The organism is Micromonospora sp. LH3U1, assembly GCF_028475105.1.
In the GTDB taxonomy this organism is placed as follows: Bacteria; Actinomycetota; Actinomycetes; order Mycobacteriales; family Micromonosporaceae; genus Micromonospora.
Genome location: NZ_CP116936.1, coordinates 4,169,126 through 4,185,980, shown reverse-complemented (window position 1 = coordinate 4,185,980; position 16,855 = coordinate 4,169,126). Strand labels below are relative to the sequence as shown.

Below are 16,855 nucleotides of genomic sequence, written 5' to 3'. Positions count from 1 at the left end.
CTTATCGATCATAGTGTCCACTCGGGCAACCGGCGTGACCCGCGCGGTGCATGGGGAGGCATGGAGGGGGTTCGTTCGCTCGGTTCCATCGAGGCGAACCTTCCGCACCTCCACCGTGGCCCATTACACCCTGGGTCGTTCTGAGGGAGGCAGCACCAATGTTCAGACGTCCACAATGGCGGCGCACAGCCAGATCACTGGTGAGCGCCGGAGCGGCGACGATCCTCGCCGCGACATGCTTGGCCACCATCAGCTCAGGCGCGCAGGCGGCGCCGGGCGGCGGAATGGGGGCGGGCGCCCCCACGGGGGACAAGATCCGACCAGAGCTCGCGAAGCAGCTCCAGGCCAAGAGTGAAGGGGACTTCTGGATCCGGTTCAAGGACCGGGCGGACCTCAGCAAGGCCAGTGCCATCAAGGACTGGTCGAAGCGTGGCACGGCGGTTGCGGACGCTCTGCGTACGACCGCCGCCGCGAGCCAGGGCAAGATTCGGGCCGACCTCGACAGCTCGGGCGCGAAGTACCAGACCTTCTGGGCCACCAACGCGATCAAGGTGAGCAGTGGCTCGCTGGCGATGGCGCAGAAGTTCGCCGGCCACTCGGAGGTCGAGGGCCTCTACGCCCCGGTTGCCTACAAGGTGCCCGAGACCACCAAGGGCACCGACGAGAAGACCGTGAACGCCCTCGAGTGGGGCGTCGCCAACATCAACGCCGACGACGTCTGGTCCCAGTACGGCGTCAAGGGCGAGGGCATCACCATCGCGAACATCGACACCGGGGTCCAGTTCAACCACCCGGCGCTGGTGAACTCCTACCGGGGCAACAACGGCGACGGGACCTTCGACCACAACTACAACTGGTTCAACGCCGCCGACAGCTGCGCGGCCGCACCCTGTGACAACGATGGCCACGGTACGCACACGATGGGCACCATGGCCGGCTCCGACGGCGCGAACCAGATCGGTGTCGCACCCGGGGTGAAGTGGATCGCGGCGAACGGTTGCTGCCCCAGCGACGCCGCCCTGGTCGAGTCCGGTCAGTGGATGCTCGAGCCGTTGGACCTCAACGGCCAGAACGCGGACGCGAGCAAGCGACCGAACGTCATCAACAACTCGTGGGGCACCCGGGACCCGTCCAACGAGCCCTTCATGGAGGACGTGACGCTGGCCTGGGCCGCGTCCGGAATCTTCGGCGTCTGGTCCAACGGCAACAGCGGGCCGGCATGCCAGACCAGTGGTTCGCCGGGCAGCCTCGCCAGCAACTACTCCACCGGCGCGTACGACGTCAACAACAACGTCGCCGGCTTCTCCGCCCGGGGTGCCGGGCAGAACGGCGAGATCAAGCCCAACATCTCGGCGCCCGGCGTGAACGTCCGGTCGAGCATTCCGGGCAACGCCTACGGCAGCATCAGCGGCACCTCGATGGCCGCACCGCACCTCGCGGGTGCGATCGCGTTGCTGTACTCGGCGGCTCCGTCGCTCGTCGGTGACATCGACGCGACCCGCGCGCTGCTCAACGGCGCCGCGGTCGACAAGGCCGACGACCAGTGTGGTGGCACCGCGGCCGACAACAATGTCTACGGCGAAGGTCGGCTGGACGCGCTCGCACTGCTCAACGCCGCCCCGACCGGCGACATCGGCACCCTGGCCGGCACGGTCACCGACGCGGCCACCGGCGCCCCCATCGCTGGCGCGACCCTGACGCTCACCGGCCCGACGGCGCGTGAGCTGACCACCGGTGCCGACGGCAAGTACTCCACCCAGCTCCCCACCGGCGACTACCAGGTCGCCGTGGCGGCGTTCGGGTACGCCAACACCTCGAAGTCGGCGACGGTCGCCAAGGCGGCGACCACGACGCTCAACGTCGCGCTGACGCCGGTGCCGAGTGTCAACGTCACCGGAGCGGTCACCGACGGCTCCGGCCACGGCTGGCCGTTGTACGCGAAGGTGACCGTGTCCGGTGTGTCCGGCGTCTACGACTACACCACGCCGTCGAACGGCCGCTACAGCCTCAAGCTGCCGGCCGGGCAGACGTACACCCTGACGTACGAGTCGCAGTACCCGGGCTACCAGACCGTCACCAAGCAGGTCGTGGTCGGCTCGGGCAACGTCACCGCCAACGTCGCCGTGCCGGTGGACACCACCTCCTGCACCACCGCGCCCGGATACGCGTTCGGCTCCGACGGTGAGTACGAGACGTTCGACGGCACGACCACGCCGGCCGGTTGGACTGTCGTGGACAACGCGGGCAGCGGTCAGGTCTGGAAGTTCACCGACGACGGCGACCGGGGCAACCTGACCGGCGGCAGCGGCAACTTCGCGATGATCGACAGCGACGCCTACGGAGCGGGCACCAGCCAGGACACCTCCCTGGTCAGCCCGGTGGTCAACCTGACGGCCGTTACGGCCCCGGTCATCCGGTTCAACCAGGACTTCAACCAGCTGAACGACGACACCGCCGATGTCGATCTGAGCATCGACGGTGGCGCCACCTGGACCAACGTGCTCCGCCAGGAGACCGACGTCCGGGGCCCGAAGCTGACCGAGATCCCGATCCCGCAGGCGGCCGGTAAGGCGCAGGTGCAGGTGCGGTTCCACTACTACGACGCCTCGTACGAGTGGTGGTGGGAGGTCGACAGCGTTCTGATCGGCAGCCAGCTCACCTGCGTGCCGGTCGACGGCGGTCTGGTCGTCGGTAACGTCCGCGACAAGAACGACGACAGCTACGTCAACGGTGCGACCGTCACCAGCAAGGACCGGCCCGCCGAGAAGGCCGTCACGGTGGCGACGCCGGACGACCCGGGGCTTGCCGACGGCTTCTACTGGATCTACTCGACGCTGACCGGGGAGCACCCGTTCACCGCGACCGCCGGCAACTACGTCAGCGAGACCAAGCAGGTCGACATCGAGGCCGACTGGGCGACCGTCGCGAACTTCCAGCTCGCGGCCGGTCGACTGAAGGTGACACCGACGCAGCTGAGCGCGACACTCCAGATCCCCAACGGCAAGGCCAACAAGACGTTCACGGTGACCAACACCGGCGGCGCGCCGGTCGAGGTCAAGTTCAGTGAGCGTGACAACGGGTTCGAACTCCTCCGGGCGGACGGGTCCAAGGTCACCAGGCAGCAGGTGCTCGGGGCCAGCGGCGCGCCGGAGCAGCGGCTCACCGTCCCGACGTCGTTCGCCGCCAAGGCGTCCGGCAAGGAGGCCAAGGCCGCCGCCGCTGGGGTCGTCCCGCAGGCGGCACCGTGGACCGGCATCGCCAACTACCCGGCCGCGATCATGGACAACCGGGTGGTGAGCCTGGACGGCAAGGTGTATTCGCTCGGTGGTGGCGACGGTACCGCCTCCACCACCAAGAACTACGCCTACGACCCGGCCGCGCAGACCTGGACGGCGATCGCCGACCTTCCCGGCGCCCGCAACGCCCTGACGGTGGGCGTCGTGGACGGGAAGATCATCGCTAGCGGTGGCTGGGCCGACGCGGGCCCGGACTCCGCCACCTGGTCGTACGACCCGGGTGCCAACACCTGGACCGAACTGGCCGACAACCCGACACCGCGGGCTGCCGCCGGTCAGGCCGTCGTCGACGGCAAGCTGTACGCGATCGGTGGCTGCACCACCGCGAGCTGCCTGCCGATGTCGAACAGCGTCGTCCGGTACGACCCGGGCAGTGACACCTGGGAGACGTTGGCCAACTACCCGAAGTCGGTGGCCTTCGCCTCCTGCGGCGGGATCGACGGCATCGTCTACTGCACCGGCGGCAACGACGGTGCCGCCGCGCAGAAGTCCAGCTACGCCTACGACCCGGGTGCCAACACCTGGACCGCCATCGCCGACGCGCCGTCCGACAACTGGGCCAGCTCGTACGCTGTCGCCAGCGGCAAGCTGCTCGTCGTCGGTGGTTCGCAGGGTGGGGCCATCAGCAACGCCGGCTTCGCCTTCGACCCGGCCGCCGGTTCGTGGTCCAACCTGCCGAACTCCAACACCGCGCGTTACCGTGGCGGCGCGGCGTGCGGCTTCTACAAGGTCGGCGGCTCGTCCGGCAGCTTCAACGCGGCTGCGGACAGCGAGGTCCTGCCGGGCTTCGAGGGATGTGCCGAGGCGGGCGCCGACGTCAGCTGGATGACCATCGACAAGTCGGCGGTCACCCTCGCGCCGGGTGCGAAGGTCACGGTCACCGTCGGACTGGCGGCGAACGTGGACCAGCCGGGCACCTACTCCGGCGCGGTCGCGATCTCGGAGAACACGCCGTACTCGGTGGCGCCGGTCGCGGTGACCATGACCGCGAACCCCCCGAAGACCTGGGGCAAGCTCATGGGTACGGTCACCGGCACCAGCTGCCAGGGTGCGACCTCGCCGCTCACCGGCGCGGTCGTCCAGGTCGACTCGTGGGCGTCGTCGTTGACCTTCGCCACCGACGCGGAGGGCAAGTACGCCTACTGGGTGGACCGCCGCAACAACCCGCTCACGATGATCGTCGCCAAGGACGGCTGGAAGCCTCAGACCCGTCAGACGAGGATCGACACCACCACTCCCACGGTGGAGAACTTCGGGTTGGCGCCCATCCGGTGCTGACGCCTGAGCGGTAGCGAAAAAGTCCGGCGGATCAGACGGGGGCTAGCCGGAAGCCGACTCCGCGTACCGAGTGGATCGTCGCCGCCGCGTTCAGCCTGGCGAGCTTGCCGCGCACCCGGCGGACCACCGAGTGCATGTCGGAGCCGCGACCGAGGTGGCGGTTGCCCCAGACTTCGAGGTGCAGGCGCTCGTAGGTCCAGATCTGCCCGGGCGCGTGCACCAGGCAGAGCAGGACGTCGTGTTCCAACCGGGTCAGGTCGATCTCCTGGTCGCGCCACCGCAGCACCCGGCGGTCGGAGTCGACGGCCAGGTCGGGTGGCGGCGGCTGCGGGCTCGGCGCAACCTCGGCGAGCATGGCTCGGGTCGGTGGAGCCGCGACGGGAGGCGTCTCGACCACCCCGAGGAACTCTCGTGCCTGGTCGACGTTAGAGACGATCAGGAAGGCATCACTTGCGCCGAGCAGCCGGGCCAGATGTCGGCGTTCGGCCGGCGAGGACGCGATGCCGATGACCAGGCTGGCGACTGGAGTTCCCTGCATTCCCCAACCCCTTCCGGTTCCCAACTCACTCCGGATGGATTTTTCGCAACGTCGACCGAAACATCGATCGGCGCCCTGACCCTAGTGGTGACTGATCTCGGCTGGGTAAAACATAGTTGCATGTAAGCATGTGAATCCCACCGCGCCGTCGAGGCTCGTCGGGCCCTCCCGCCGACGATCCGCTTCCCGGAGGCAACGCGGGCAGTTGTGACAGAACCAAGACAATCCGTGTACGGCGTACGGACCTGCCGGGGCGAGCATGGTCGCCATGTCCATCGGATCGCTGTATCCCGTCGGGCGGTCACCCGGCCCGCAGCCGGCGCGACCGCTGCCACACGCCCGCGCGGCGGTGCCGCTGGGTCTTCGTCTGCTCGCGGCGGCGCTGTGCTGTCTGCTCGCCCTGGCTCTCACCGCCATCGTCTTCGTGCGGACGTACCCCGGTCAGTGGCTGGACGGGATGCTCCTGCCCCGCGCCGAGCGGGGCGGGGGGTACGAGCAGGAGACGGCCCTGGTGGGTCCGGCCAAGACCGTGCTGGCAACCTTCGGCAGCCCCACTCTCATCGCCGCCCTGCTTGGCGGGGTGCTGCTGGTGGGTGTGCTCCGCCGACGGCTGGTGGCGGGGGTCGTCGGCGTGGGCATGGTTCTCTGCGCGGTGGTGGTGGCCGGCGCGGTGAAGTCGGCGCTGCCCCGCCCGGATCTCCAGATCGAGAGTTCGACCACCCACAACAGTTTCCCCAGCGGTCACGTCGCGGCGGCGACGGCCCTGCTGTTGGCGTTCATGCTGGTCCTGCCCGGGTGGGCCCGGCGTTGGCTGGCGGTGCCGGGCGCGGCAGGCGTCACGGTCATCGCCTCGGCCACGATGATCGCGGGCTGGCACCGGTTCAGTGACGCGCTCGGCGGCGTACTGCTGGGGGCGGCGATGTTCTACCTGGCCGCGGCCGCGTTGGCGGCCTGGAGTGGTGATCGGGACGCGGACGGCGGGTCGGACGGCGCGAGCCTGTGGCGCGGACTGGCCGAGGCGGCGCTCGGGCTGGTCGTGCTGGTCTGGGCGCTTGTGGTGGTCGTACCCGATCTGGCCGGTTCGGTGCAGCGCGGTGCGCTCGTTGCCATCGTGGCGGCCGGCGCTTCGACGATGTTCCTGGTGGGTTCGGTGGTGTTCCTGGTGCGTTCGACGGATTTCGCGGTCCCGCTCTGCGGGCGGCGTCACCCGCAGGTGCAGTCATCGACCGAACCCCGAGATATCTGATGATGGGATACTTGACGACATGTCCCAGGTCCTGCTGATCGAAGACCACCAGACGGTGCGTGAGGGACTGCAGTTGGCGCTCACCCGACAGGGTCACACGGTGCATGCCGTGGAGACTGGTGAGCAGGGGTTGGCGCGGCTGCGCACCACCGCGTCCGATGTCGTGGTTCTCGATCTCATGCTGCCCGGGATGGACGGGTTCGAGGTCTGTCGCCGGATCCGGCAGCTCGGCGACCTGCCGATCATCATGCTCACCGCCCGCAACGACGACATGGACGTGGTGGCGGGTCTGGAGGCCGGTGCCGACGACTACGTGGTCAAGCCCGTGCAGGCCCGGGTGCTCGAGGCGCGCATCCGCGCGGTGCTGCGACGGACCGGTGGCGAGTCCCGGCGTACCGGCGGCGAGCGGTCCGGCCTGGAACAGCACGGCGTACTGACCATCGACCGCGCCGCACTGGTGGTCAGCAAGGACGGGACGCCGGTCAGCCTCGCGCCGACGGAGCTGCGTCTGCTGCTCGAGCTCTCGCACACGCCAGGCCAGGTGCTCAGCCGCCAGCAACTGCTGGAGGCCGTGTGGGAGCACGGGTATCTCGGCGACTCGCGGCTCGTGGACGCGTGTGTCCAGCGGGTGCGCGCCAAAATTGAGGCCGACTCGTCGGCGCCGGTCTTCATCCAGACCGTGCGCGGTTTCGGATATCGGTTCGGGCCGCTGTGACATTCTGGCGCTGGGCCGCCGCCAGGGTCTCCGGTCTGCGGGTCCGGCTGCTCCTGGCGTTCGTGTTGTTGGGCGTGACCACCACGGCGGTCGTAGCCAGCGGCAGCTACTTCCAGGCCCGAACCGTCATCCTCCAGCAGGCGCAGGACGCCGCGGTGATGTCGCTGACCGATCAACTCACCAAGGTCTACCCGATAGCCCAGCTCCCGCCGACCCAGGACGAACTCAACCTGCTGGCCCAGCGCCTCTCCGACCGCGAGAGCTCCGCGGTGGTCGTCTACCGGGACATGCGGTCGCAGGGCAGTACGGGGCCCGACCCCGACCCCCTCACCCCCGAGCTGCGGCAGGAGGTCGGCGACGGTCGCATCGCCTGGCAACGTGTCTCCTTCGACGGACAACCCATGCTGCTCATCGGCACCCAACTGGAGCTCGACCAGCCCGACGGCACGTCCCGATCGTCCGGGCTGGAGGTCTACTCGGTGCGCGACCTCCTGCCGGAGCAGCAGAGCATCGACCAGCTCGCCACCCGGGCATGGCTGACCGGCGGGCTGTCCCTGGTCCTCGCCGTCCTGCTGGCCCTGCTGGCCGCCCGCGGTGTGCTGCGACCCGTCCGCGACCTGGGCCGCGCGGCGCGCCGCCTCGGCGAGGGCGACCTGACCACCCGGCTGACGGTCCGGGGCGCCGACGAGCTGGCCGATGTGGCGCGGACCTTCAACGACACCGCGGGCACGCTGGAGCAGCAGGTTGGTGAGCTGCGGCGGATGGAGTCCGACGCTCGCCGCTTCGTGGCCGACGTCTCGCACGAACTCCGCACGCCGTTGGCCGCGATGACGGCGGTCACCGACGTTCTGGACGAGGAGGCGGACCACCTGCCCGGCGACGCGGGCCGGGCCGCCCGGCTGGTCAGCCAGGAGACACAGAACCTCACCCAGCTGGTCAACGACCTCATCGAGGTCAGCCGGTTCGACTCCGGCACAGCCCGGCTCGCCCTCGATGAGGTGGACGTGGCCGCGGCGCTGACCGCGACCCTGCGGATCCGGGGCTGGGTGGACCGGGTACGGACGGAGCTGCCGCCCGGAGTCGTGGCCCGGCTCGATCCCCGCAGGCTGGACGTCATCGTCGCCAACCTGGTCGGCAACGCCTTCCGGCACGGTGCCGAGCCGGTGTCCGTGCGCCTGGGCGCCGACCCGGACTGGGTCACCATCGAGGTCAGCGACCAGGGGCCCGGACTGGAACCGGACGTGCTGCCCCACGTCTTCGACCGGCTCTACAAGGCCGACACCGCGCGAACCCGCTCCGAGGGCAGCGGCCTCGGCCTTGCCATCGCCTGGGAGAACGCGCGCCTGCACCGCCATGGCGAGCGACAAGGGAGTCTCGTCGCGGGCAACGGCCCCGGTGGCGGCGCGGTGTTCACGCTCCGACTGCCCCGCGACACGGCGGACGCCGGAGGTGCCCGGTGACCGGCCGGAGGGCGGGCCGCGCGCTGCTCGCCGGTGGACTGCTTGTCACGCTGCTCGCAGCGGGTTGTGGAGTACGGCCCAGCGGCGTCATCCACGGCCGCCCCGCGGTCAGCGGCCCATCGACGGGCGTTGGGCTCTACCTGCTCGCACGGGGCGAACTCGTGCTCGTCCTGCGCCCGACAAAGCTAGCCCCCTCGCCCGCCGAGGCGCTCGCCGTGCTCGCGGCCGGTCCGGACGAGAACGAGCGCAGCGCCGGTTTCACCAGCGAGGTGCCGGCCGGGCTCGTCCCGGTGACGGTGAAGGCGGGAGCCGATCGATCTGCCGGCATCACGGTGCGGACGACCGGTGCGGCGCAGCCGTTGTCGACGAACGCGGCCGACCAGATCATCTGCACGGTGGCCGCCGCGGCGGCACAGGCTGGCGTGGCGGCCAATCTGGTCCAGGTCACCATCGTCGGGCCCGACGGCGCCCGACCGCCTCGGCCCTGTCCGATCGAGTGACCAGGCACTGCCTCACACCAGGTCGACCGCTCGTGCCTGCCGGGGCAACCCGCTGTAGCCGATCCGGTCCTGGTCGGCCAGCGCGCCGGAGATCAGGATGTCGATCAGGGTGGCGAACCCGAGCCCGGCCTCCTGCCAGATCTGGGGGAACTGCGAGGCGGCGGTGAAACCGGGGAAGGTGTTGACCTCGTTCACGATGGGCTCGGGCGAACCCTCTGCGGGCAGGAAGAAGTCGACCCGGAGCAGCCCGCGGCAGTCGAGGGCGCGGAAGGCGCGGATCGCGCGGTCCTGAAGCACCTCGGTGGTTGCCGCGTCGAGCGGCGCGGGGATCTGGAAGACCGCGCCGCCGTCGTACTTCGCGTCGTAGTCGAAGAACCCGGCACCGGTCACCCGGATCTCCAGCGGCGGGCCGGCCTGCACCCGCCCGTCCGGGTGTTGGAGGACGGCCACGTCGATCTCACGCCCCCGCGCCCCCTGTTCGACCAGCACCTTCGGGTCGACCTGGCGGGCCTGCTCCAGCGCGGCGGGAAGTCCCGCCCAGTCGCTCACCTTGACGACGCCCAGGCTGGACCCGGCCCGAGCCGGCTTGACGAAGACCGGCAGGTCCAGCCGTCGCCGGTCGTCGGGCGACAGGTCCTCGCCGGGACGCAGGGTCACCCCGGGGCTGACCCGCAGGCCCTCCACGGCGAGGAGCCGCTTGGTGACACCCTTGTCCATGCCGGCGGCGCTGGCGAAGACGCCGTTGCCGACGTACGGCACGCCGAGCCATTCCAGCAGCGACGCCACGGTGCCGTCCTCGCCGTACGGGCCGTGCAGGGCCGGGAACACCACGTCCTGGGCGCGTAGGACGCGCAGCGCCTGGGGGAGTGGTGTCGGACGGCCGCCGACATGCCACCCGCCGTCGCGGTCGATGAGCACCTCGGTGACCTGGTACCGCTCACGGTCCAGGTTGGCGAGGATGCTCGCCGCCGAGCGGCAGGACACGTCGTGCTCGCCGCTCTGCCCGCCGTACAGCACTGCCAGTCGGGTCGTCATGAAATCCGTGCCCTTTCGTGGAGGTGGTCGCGGGCCACCCGGGCCCCGATTCCGGTCAAGATCTCGTGCGGGTTGGTGCCGGCCCACCGGGCCCACTCGACGACCGTCGGTGGGATCTGGTCACCCTCGGCGGGGCCGAACACCACGACCGGGTCGCCGATCGTCACCGGAAGGTCCCCGGCGTCGACCACGCACTGGTCCATGGCGATGCGCCCGACGATCGGGCACCGTCGGCCGCCGAGCCACACGGCGGCGCGGCCCCCGACGGCGCGGGGCAGCCCGTCGGCGTAGCCCAGCGGCAGCAGCGCCAGCGTGGTCGGCGCGCCGGTGACATGCTCGGGCCCGTAGGAGACGCCCGTGCCGGCCGGCACCCGCTTGACGTTGACCACGTTCGTACGCAGGGTCATCGCGGCGTGCAGCCCGAACTCGCCCGGACCGGTCGCGCCGAACGGATCCACGCCGTACAGCGCGATCCCGGTCCGGCAGAGGTCGAAGCGGGTTCGCGGTGCGGACAGCGCGGCCGCCGAGTTCGCCAGGTGGACCAGATCGGGGTCGAGGCCGGCCGATCGGGCGACCCGCAGCGCCTCCTCGAAGGTCGCCACCTGCCGGTCCAGTTCGGGGGCGCCTGGCAGGTCCGCGTCGATGAGGTGGGACCACACCCCGCGCACCCGGATCCCGCCCTCCCGTTCGTACTTGCGGGCCCAGGCGACCAGTTCGGGCCAGTCGTCCCCCGAGGCCCCGTTGCGGGACAACCCGGTGTCCGCCTTGAGCTGCACCATCGCTGGTACGCCGAGCAATCGGGCCGCGTCGGCGACGGAGTGCAGGTGCGTCGTCGTCGACACGCCGACGTCGACGCCAGCGATGATCAACCTACCGAAGTCGTCGTTCGGGGCGTGCAGCCAGCTCAGGGTGGGCGCGGTCACACCCGCGTCGCGGAGGGCCAGGGCCTCTGCCGCCGAGGTCACCCCCAACCAGCTGGCGCCCGCGCGCAGCGCGGCCCGGGCCACCTGTACCGCGCCGTGGCCGAAACCGTCCGCTTTCACCACGGCCATCAGGTCGGTGCCGGTGACCGACGCGATCGCCCGCACGTTGCTGACGATTGCCCCGAGGTCGACAACCGCCTCGGCCAGGGTGCTCATCGGGCCGCCTCCACCCGACGGGAGCCGGGGAGCGCGAACAGCCAGCGCGCGTGCGCCGCCAGCAGCCCGCGGTGGATGGCCAGACTCAGGCCGATCACCAGCCCGGTCAGCAGAATCGGATAACCGAGCACGATCAGGCCCTGAACGGGCCGGTCCAATCCGGAAACCGGTATGAGCAACAGCCGATGCAGCAGGGCCAGAACCGGCATGTGGATAACGTAGATCGGCAGTGTGATGCGGCCGAGCCTAGCCAGCGGGTTACTGAGAGCCGGCCACCGGGCCAGCCGGGCGGCAGCGGTGATGCCGAAGGCGACCGCCACCACGGAGACCGTCGTCCATACGCCGAACCACTGGTGGGCGCCGGCCACTGCCATCGCGGTCAGGGCGAGAACGTAGGCGCCCGAGGTCAGCACGAGGCGGCGTCGGCTGGCGGTGGTCGCCCACTGTTGGATCTGCGGGCGCAGGTACAGGCCGGCGAGGAAGAAGACCAGGTTCTGGTAGAGGCCGGCGCGGTTGCCAGGTGTGTCGAGCAGCCCGGCGGCGGCGACGGCGGACAGCGCTGCGGCGGGTACGAGGACCAGCGCCCGGGGCAACCGGCGGGTCGCCTTGGCGATCGTGAAGTACAGCGCCAGGGCGTACAGGTACCAGAGGTTGGACGGCGTGATGGTGAGCTGCTCCAGCAGGCCGAGGGCCGAGGTGGCGCGGTCGGTCGGCAGCTCCGGAGCGGCGGCGAGGATCGCGGTGTGGATCAGCAGCCAGACGACGTAGAGGTAGTAGAACCCGGCGATCCGGCTGCGGGCGACGACCCGCCAGGGCCGCTGGGCGGCGTTCGCCGCGAAGACGCCCGAGATGGTGAAGAACAGCGGCATCCGCAGCGGAAGGAACTGCTCACCCAGCGTTCCCCACAGGCCCGGCACCGGTACGCCGACGTGCCAGGCGATCTGCAGGTAGTCCTTGACGACGACGTGCCACAGGACGACGAGGATGATGCAGCCGCCCTTCGCGGCATCGGCCCACTCCGCCCGGTGTGACCGGCCCCCGGCGGGGCTGGTCCCGGTCCGGTACCTGTGCCGGAACCGGACCCGCTCATCGGGCTCGTTGTCGATGGGCCGGAACTCGGTGGATGACAGCTCTTGGATCACTCGTCCGAAGCTGCCAGCCGGATATCCTCGCGTGATGCACGAATTGTCATGAACCGGTAATGGACTGAGCCGGGCCTCTCTCGCCGGCGGCGTCGATCGCCACGCCGCCGGCGAGAGGCAGCACTAGGCTCGTCGCGGAGGTGCCGAACACATGAAGCTCGGGCTGCACTACTGGAATTACTCGACCCCGGCCGACCCGGCCGCGATCGCACCGACCCTGGCGGAGGCGGCGACCACCGCCGAGCAGGCCGGCGTCGCTTCCTTCACGGTGATGGACCACTTCTTCCAGATGGAGGCGATGGCCCCGGCCGAGGAGCCGATGCTGGAGGCGTACACCACGCTGGGCTACGTCGCGGCGAAGACTCAGCGGATGACGCTGGGTGTGCTGGTCACCGGCGTGATGTATCGCTACCCGGGGTTGCTCGCCAAGACCGTGACGACCCTCGACGTGCTCTCCGGCGGCCGGGCTCGCCTCGGCATCGGCGCGTCCTGGTACGAGCGGGAGCAGCGCGGCCTCGGCGTGCCGGTGGTGCCGGTCGCCGAGCGGTTCGAGCGACTGGAGGAGACGCTACGCATCTGCCTGCAGATGTGGGGTGACGACAACGGGCCGTTCGACGGGCGGCACTACCAGCTCACCGAAACGATCAATTCGCCGCAGCCGTTGAGCCGTCCGCGCCCGCCCATCATGATCGGTGGCAGCGGCGAGAAGAAGACCCTGCTGCTGGTCGCCCGGTACGCCGACGCCTGCAACCTCTTCGGCACCAGCGCTGGCGCCGAGGAGGTCGCTCGCAAGCTGGACGTGCTGCGCGGGCACTGCGACGCCGAGGGCCGCGACTACGACACCATCGAGAAGACGGTGGTGGCCTCCAGGTCACCACTGGACGACGTCGACGCGTTCCTCGCCGAGGTGTCCGACTACGCGGCGCTCGGTGTGACCGAGGTGCAGGTCACGCCGGATCGGCACCCGGTCGAGTTCGCCCAGCGGCTCGGCGACGAGGTGCTGCCCCGGCTGGCCGACATCGGCTGATCGACCGGCTGCTGCTCGTCCACGAGAACGAGGGCTGCCCTCCCGGCGAAGCGGAGGACAGCCCTCGTCAGTGAGCGGCGGTGTCAGGTGACCCTGCGTCAGGCGACCGAGGCCGGAAAGCGTTCCCACACTCGGTGTGCGGCCATCAACTGCTGCACCGCCGTCAGAGCCTCGGCGCCGGAGCCCGCCGTCACGATGCCGGGAGTGCCGACCACCCCGGCCTGCTCCAACACCGTGACGCCGGCACCCCAGGCGCCGACGACCTTGGCGTGCCGCCAGCACTCCTCGACGAGGAGCAGCACGCGGGGATCCACGGCGGCCGGGCGCGGCGTACCCGCCTTGTCGTCGCGGGCGGGAATGGCATCCGGTGCGGGTGCTGGCGCTCCGGCCAGCAGGACCGCGTCGAACTCGACCGACCGTCCGGTGGCGAAGGTGCGCTGCACCGGGAGGTCCGCCACCATGCCGCCGTGCGGGGCGATCAGCAGCGGCACCATGCCGGCCTCGAACACGGCTCGGCGGACGTCGTCGACGCCATCGAGGTCACCGTCGGGGTCGACCACGATCCCGATTGTGCGCCCGTCACTCGGCCACTCCCGGCCGAGCTGCGACAGCGCCGGGCTGGGCGTGACGTCGGCGAGCGGCATGGTCGGTTGCGGAGCGGGCAGACCCAGGCCGGTGGCGACCTCCGCGCACAGCACCGGGTCGATGTTGGCGAGGCTCTGCAGTTGGCGTTCCTTGATCGCCTGGTGGTAGCACTTGCCAAGCTCGAAGGTGTACGCCCGGATGATGTGCTCCTTCTCGACCGGCGACATGCTCAGCCAGAACAGGCGTGCCTGGCTGTAGTGGTCGTCGAACGAGGCCGGGTTCGCCCGTACCTTCGGCGCCTGCGCGACCGTGACCGGCACGTCGAGGAACGCGTGCTCGTCGTCGCCGGCGGGGAAGGGGTTGCCGCCGTCGAGCGAGTTCGGTCGGTACGGCGCGACGCCCGCGTGCACGGCGTGCTGGTGGAAGCCGTCCCGCAGCATGTCGTTCACCGCGGCATGCGGGCGGTTGATCGGGATCTGCGAGAAGTTGGGCCCGCCCAGGCGGGTGAGCTGCGTGTCGACGTACGAGAAGAGCCGGCCCTGCAACAGCGGGTCGTTCGTGACGTCGATGCCCGGCGGGAGGTGACCGAGGTGGAACGCGACCTGCTCGGTCTCCGCGAAGAAGTTCGTCGGCGTCCGGTTGAGCACCAGCTTCCCGATGGGCTGCACCTCGGCCAACTCTTCCGGCACGATCTTCGTCGGGTCCAGCAGGTCGATCCCGTCGAAGGTCTCCTCGGGGCTGTCGGGCAGGACCTGGACGCCGAGTTCCCACTCGGGGTACGCGCCGGCCTCGATGGCGTCGTAGAGGTCCCGGCGGTGGAAGTCCGGGTCCATACCGCTGAGCATCTGGGCCTCCTCCCACGTCAGGGAGTGCACACCCAGCTTCGGCTTCCAGTGGAACTTGGCCAGCACCGTCTCTCCGGCCTCGTTGACGAGGCGGAAGGTGTGCACACCGAAGCCCTCCATGGTCCGGTACGAACGCGGGATGCCCCGGTCGGACATGTTCCAGAGCGTGTGGTGCTGTGCCTCCGTGTGGAGCGACACGAAGTCCCAGAAGGTGTCGTGGGCGCTCTGCGCCTGCGGGATCTCCCGGTCGGGGTGCGGCTTGGCGGCGTGGATGATGTCGGGGAACTTGATCGCGTCCTGGATGAAGAAGACCGGCATGTTGTTGCCGACCAGGTCGAAGGTGCCCTCGTCGGTGTAGAACTTCGTGGCGAAGCCGCGGGTGTCGCGGACCGTGTCGGCCGAACCGCGCGAACCGAGCACGGTGGAGAACCGCACGAAGACCTCGGTCTCCCGCCCCTTCTTGAGGAAGCCGGCCCTCGTGACCGCCTCGGCGGTGCCGTACGCGGTGAACACACCGTGCGCCCCGGCGCCACGGGCGTGCACCACGCGCTCCGGAATGCGCTCGTGATCGAAATGCGTGATCTTCTCGCGTAGGTGGTGGTCCTGGAGCAGCACCGGGCCGCGCGGGCCGGCCTTCAGTGAGTGGTCGGTGTCGCGTAGCCGCGCCCCCTGCGCGGTCGTGAGGTAGGCGCCCTGCTGCCCGTTCGTGGTCGTCGGTGCGCCAGTTTCCGCGCCGGTCGGCGTACGCGTCTGCGGCGCTCCCTGTTCCGGTTTCGGCGGCAGCGGGTCGTGGGGCGTCGTCGGCTCCTCGACGGTGGGCGGTGCGCTACCCGGTGCGCCGGGGATCTCCGGGTTCAGGGCGTCGGCGATCTTTCCCGAGGCTGTCTTCACGGCGTTCTTGACCGCCTTGGCGGGCTTGCTTGAATCCACTGGACGAACCTCTCCATGGAGCGTGTGCGAGCAGACGCCTGCCCTGCTACCCCTGGTCAGAGGGTCGAAACACAACTGATCTAGGCGTCCTCAGCCGGGACTGGTGATTTCACCGATGCGTGGATCGGCGGAGAGGCTAAAACTGACACACGTCGATATCCCTCGACTCTAGGGAGTGCCCGACGTGTCGTCACCAACCACTACCCGTCCCCGTTCCATCGCAGCCCGAGCCGCCCGGTTCGCGCTGGCCGCCACCCTGGTCGCTGGCGGCGTCCTGACCGGCTCGACCGGCGCCGCGCAGGCCGCGGGTCCGTACGAGCGGGGCCCCGCCCCGACCACCGCGATCCTGGAGGCCAGTCGCGGTCCGTTCGCCACCTCCTCACAGAGCGTGTCGTCGTTGAGCGTCACCGGCTTCGGCGGCGGCGTCATCTACTACCCGACCAGCACCAGCGAGGGCACCTTCGGCGCCATCGCCATCTCGCCGGGCTTCACCGCGGCGTGGTCCAGCATCAGCTGGCTCGGGCCGAGGCTCGCCTCGCACGGGTTCGTGGTGATCGGTATCGAGACCAACAGCACGTTGGACCAGCCGGCCAGCCGCGGCCGGCAGCTCCTCGCCGCGCTCGACTACCTCACCCAGCGCAGTTCGGTGCGCACTCGGATCGACAGCAGCCGGCTCGCGGTCGCCGGCCACTCCATGGGTGGCGGTGGCAGCCTGGAGGCGGCCTCGTCGCGACCGTCGTTGCAGGCCGCGGTGCCGCTCGCACCATGGAACACGGACAAGAGTTGGTCCGAGTTGCGGGTGCCGACACTGATCATCGGCGGTGAGAGCGACACCGTCGCGCCGGTCTCGTCGCACTCGGTGCCGTTCTACAACAGCATCCCGGCCTCCGCCGAGAAGGCGTACCTGGAGCTGAACGGGGCGAGCCACTTCTTCCCGCAGACGACGAACACGCCGACCGCGCGGCAGATGGTGGCCTGGCTGAAGCGGTTCGTCGACGACGACACCCGCTACGAGCAGTTCCTCTGCCCGGGCCCGAACGGCTCGCAGATCCAGGAGTACCGCAACACCTGCCCCAGCGCCTGACCGTGGTCCCGGGGCGGTCGCCGATGGCGGCCGCC

General features: G+C 70.1%; 12 protein-coding genes. 7 read left to right on the top strand and 5 right to left on the bottom strand.

Features of this window, described 5'->3' with window-relative positions; translation table 11 throughout:
• Nucleotides 1-200: 200 nt before the first annotated feature.
• Nucleotides 201-4,574 carry a S8 family serine peptidase gene (locus PCA76_RS19220; protein ID WP_272611830.1) on the top strand — a complete coding sequence of 1,458 codons (4,374 nt, stop codon included), beginning with the start codon at nucleotides 201-203 and terminating at the stop codon, nucleotides 4,572-4,574.
• A gap of 31 nt (nucleotides 4,575-4,605) precedes the next feature.
• On the opposite strand, the gene PCA76_RS19215 is transcribed toward PCA76_RS19220, so the two are convergent.
• Entirely contained in the window at nucleotides 4,606-5,112 is a 507-nt protein-coding gene (locus PCA76_RS19215; protein WP_272611829.1) for a winged helix-turn-helix domain-containing protein, read from the bottom strand.
• 268 nt (nucleotides 5,113-5,380) lie between these two features.
• Between PCA76_RS19215 and PCA76_RS19210 the strand changes: the two genes are divergently transcribed.
• Genes PCA76_RS19210 through PCA76_RS19195 form a run of 4 tightly spaced genes read left to right on the top strand, consistent with a single transcriptional unit; the run spans nucleotide 5,381 to nucleotide 9,033 of the window.
• Nucleotides 5,381-6,358 (top strand): phosphatase PAP2 family protein, encoded by a 978-nt coding sequence (locus PCA76_RS19210; protein ID WP_272611828.1) that lies wholly within the window; start codon nucleotides 5,381-5,383, stop codon nucleotides 6,356-6,358.
• A 19-nt stretch (nucleotides 6,359-6,377) separates the two neighbouring features.
• Complete coding sequence (locus PCA76_RS19205; protein ID WP_272611827.1) at nucleotides 6,378-7,073, top strand: response regulator transcription factor; 696 nt, start codon at nucleotides 6,378-6,380, stop codon at nucleotides 7,071-7,073.
• Nucleotides 7,070-8,533, top strand: a complete 1,464-nt coding sequence (locus PCA76_RS19200; protein ID WP_272611826.1) for a sensor histidine kinase — start codon at nucleotides 7,070-7,072, stop codon at nucleotides 8,531-8,533. The genes PCA76_RS19205 and PCA76_RS19200 overlap by 4 nt, the downstream gene beginning before the upstream one ends.
• Nucleotides 8,530-9,033, top strand: a complete 504-nt coding sequence (locus PCA76_RS19195) for a hypothetical protein (protein WP_272611825.1) — start codon at nucleotides 8,530-8,532, stop codon at nucleotides 9,031-9,033. Before PCA76_RS19200 ends, PCA76_RS19195 begins: the two co-directional genes overlap by 4 nt.
• A gap of 12 nt (nucleotides 9,034-9,045) precedes the next feature.
• On the opposite strand, the gene PCA76_RS19190 is transcribed toward PCA76_RS19195, so the two are convergent.
• The 3 genes from PCA76_RS19190 to PCA76_RS19180 are packed head-to-tail and all read right to left on the bottom strand — an operon-like array spanning nucleotide 9,046 to nucleotide 12,349.
• Nucleotides 9,046-10,068, bottom strand: coding sequence for a D-alanine--D-alanine ligase family protein (locus tag PCA76_RS19190; RefSeq protein ID WP_272611824.1), 1,023 nt, complete (start codon nucleotides 10,066-10,068; stop codon nucleotides 9,046-9,048).
• Complete coding sequence (gene alr, locus PCA76_RS19185; protein ID WP_272611823.1) at nucleotides 10,065-11,207, bottom strand: alanine racemase; 1,143 nt, start codon at nucleotides 11,205-11,207, stop codon at nucleotides 10,065-10,067. Before alr ends, PCA76_RS19190 begins: the two co-directional genes overlap by 4 nt.
• Complete coding sequence (locus tag PCA76_RS19180) at nucleotides 11,204-12,349, bottom strand: acyltransferase family protein (RefSeq protein WP_272611822.1); 1,146 nt, start codon at nucleotides 12,347-12,349, stop codon at nucleotides 11,204-11,206. The genes alr and PCA76_RS19180 overlap by 4 nt, the downstream gene beginning before the upstream one ends.
• A 151-nt stretch (nucleotides 12,350-12,500) precedes the next feature.
• Between PCA76_RS19180 and PCA76_RS19175 the strand changes: the two genes are divergently transcribed.
• Nucleotides 12,501-13,376 carry an LLM class F420-dependent oxidoreductase gene (locus PCA76_RS19175; protein WP_272611821.1) on the top strand — a complete coding sequence of 292 codons (876 nt, stop codon included), beginning with the start codon at nucleotides 12,501-12,503 and terminating at the stop codon, nucleotides 13,374-13,376.
• 98 nt (nucleotides 13,377-13,474) lie between these two features.
• On the opposite strand, the gene PCA76_RS19170 is transcribed toward PCA76_RS19175, so the two are convergent.
• Nucleotides 13,475-15,736, bottom strand: coding sequence for a catalase (locus PCA76_RS19170; protein ID WP_272611820.1), 2,262 nt, complete (start codon nucleotides 15,734-15,736; stop codon nucleotides 13,475-13,477).
• 184 nt (nucleotides 15,737-15,920) lie between these two features.
• Here PCA76_RS19170 and PCA76_RS19165 point away from each other — a divergent pair, with 184 nt between their 5' ends.
• A complete protein-coding gene (locus tag PCA76_RS19165; protein ID WP_272611819.1) occupies nucleotides 15,921-16,820 on the top strand; it encodes an alpha/beta hydrolase family protein in 900 nt (299 codons plus the stop codon).
• Nucleotides 16,821-16,855: the final 35 nt, after the last annotated feature.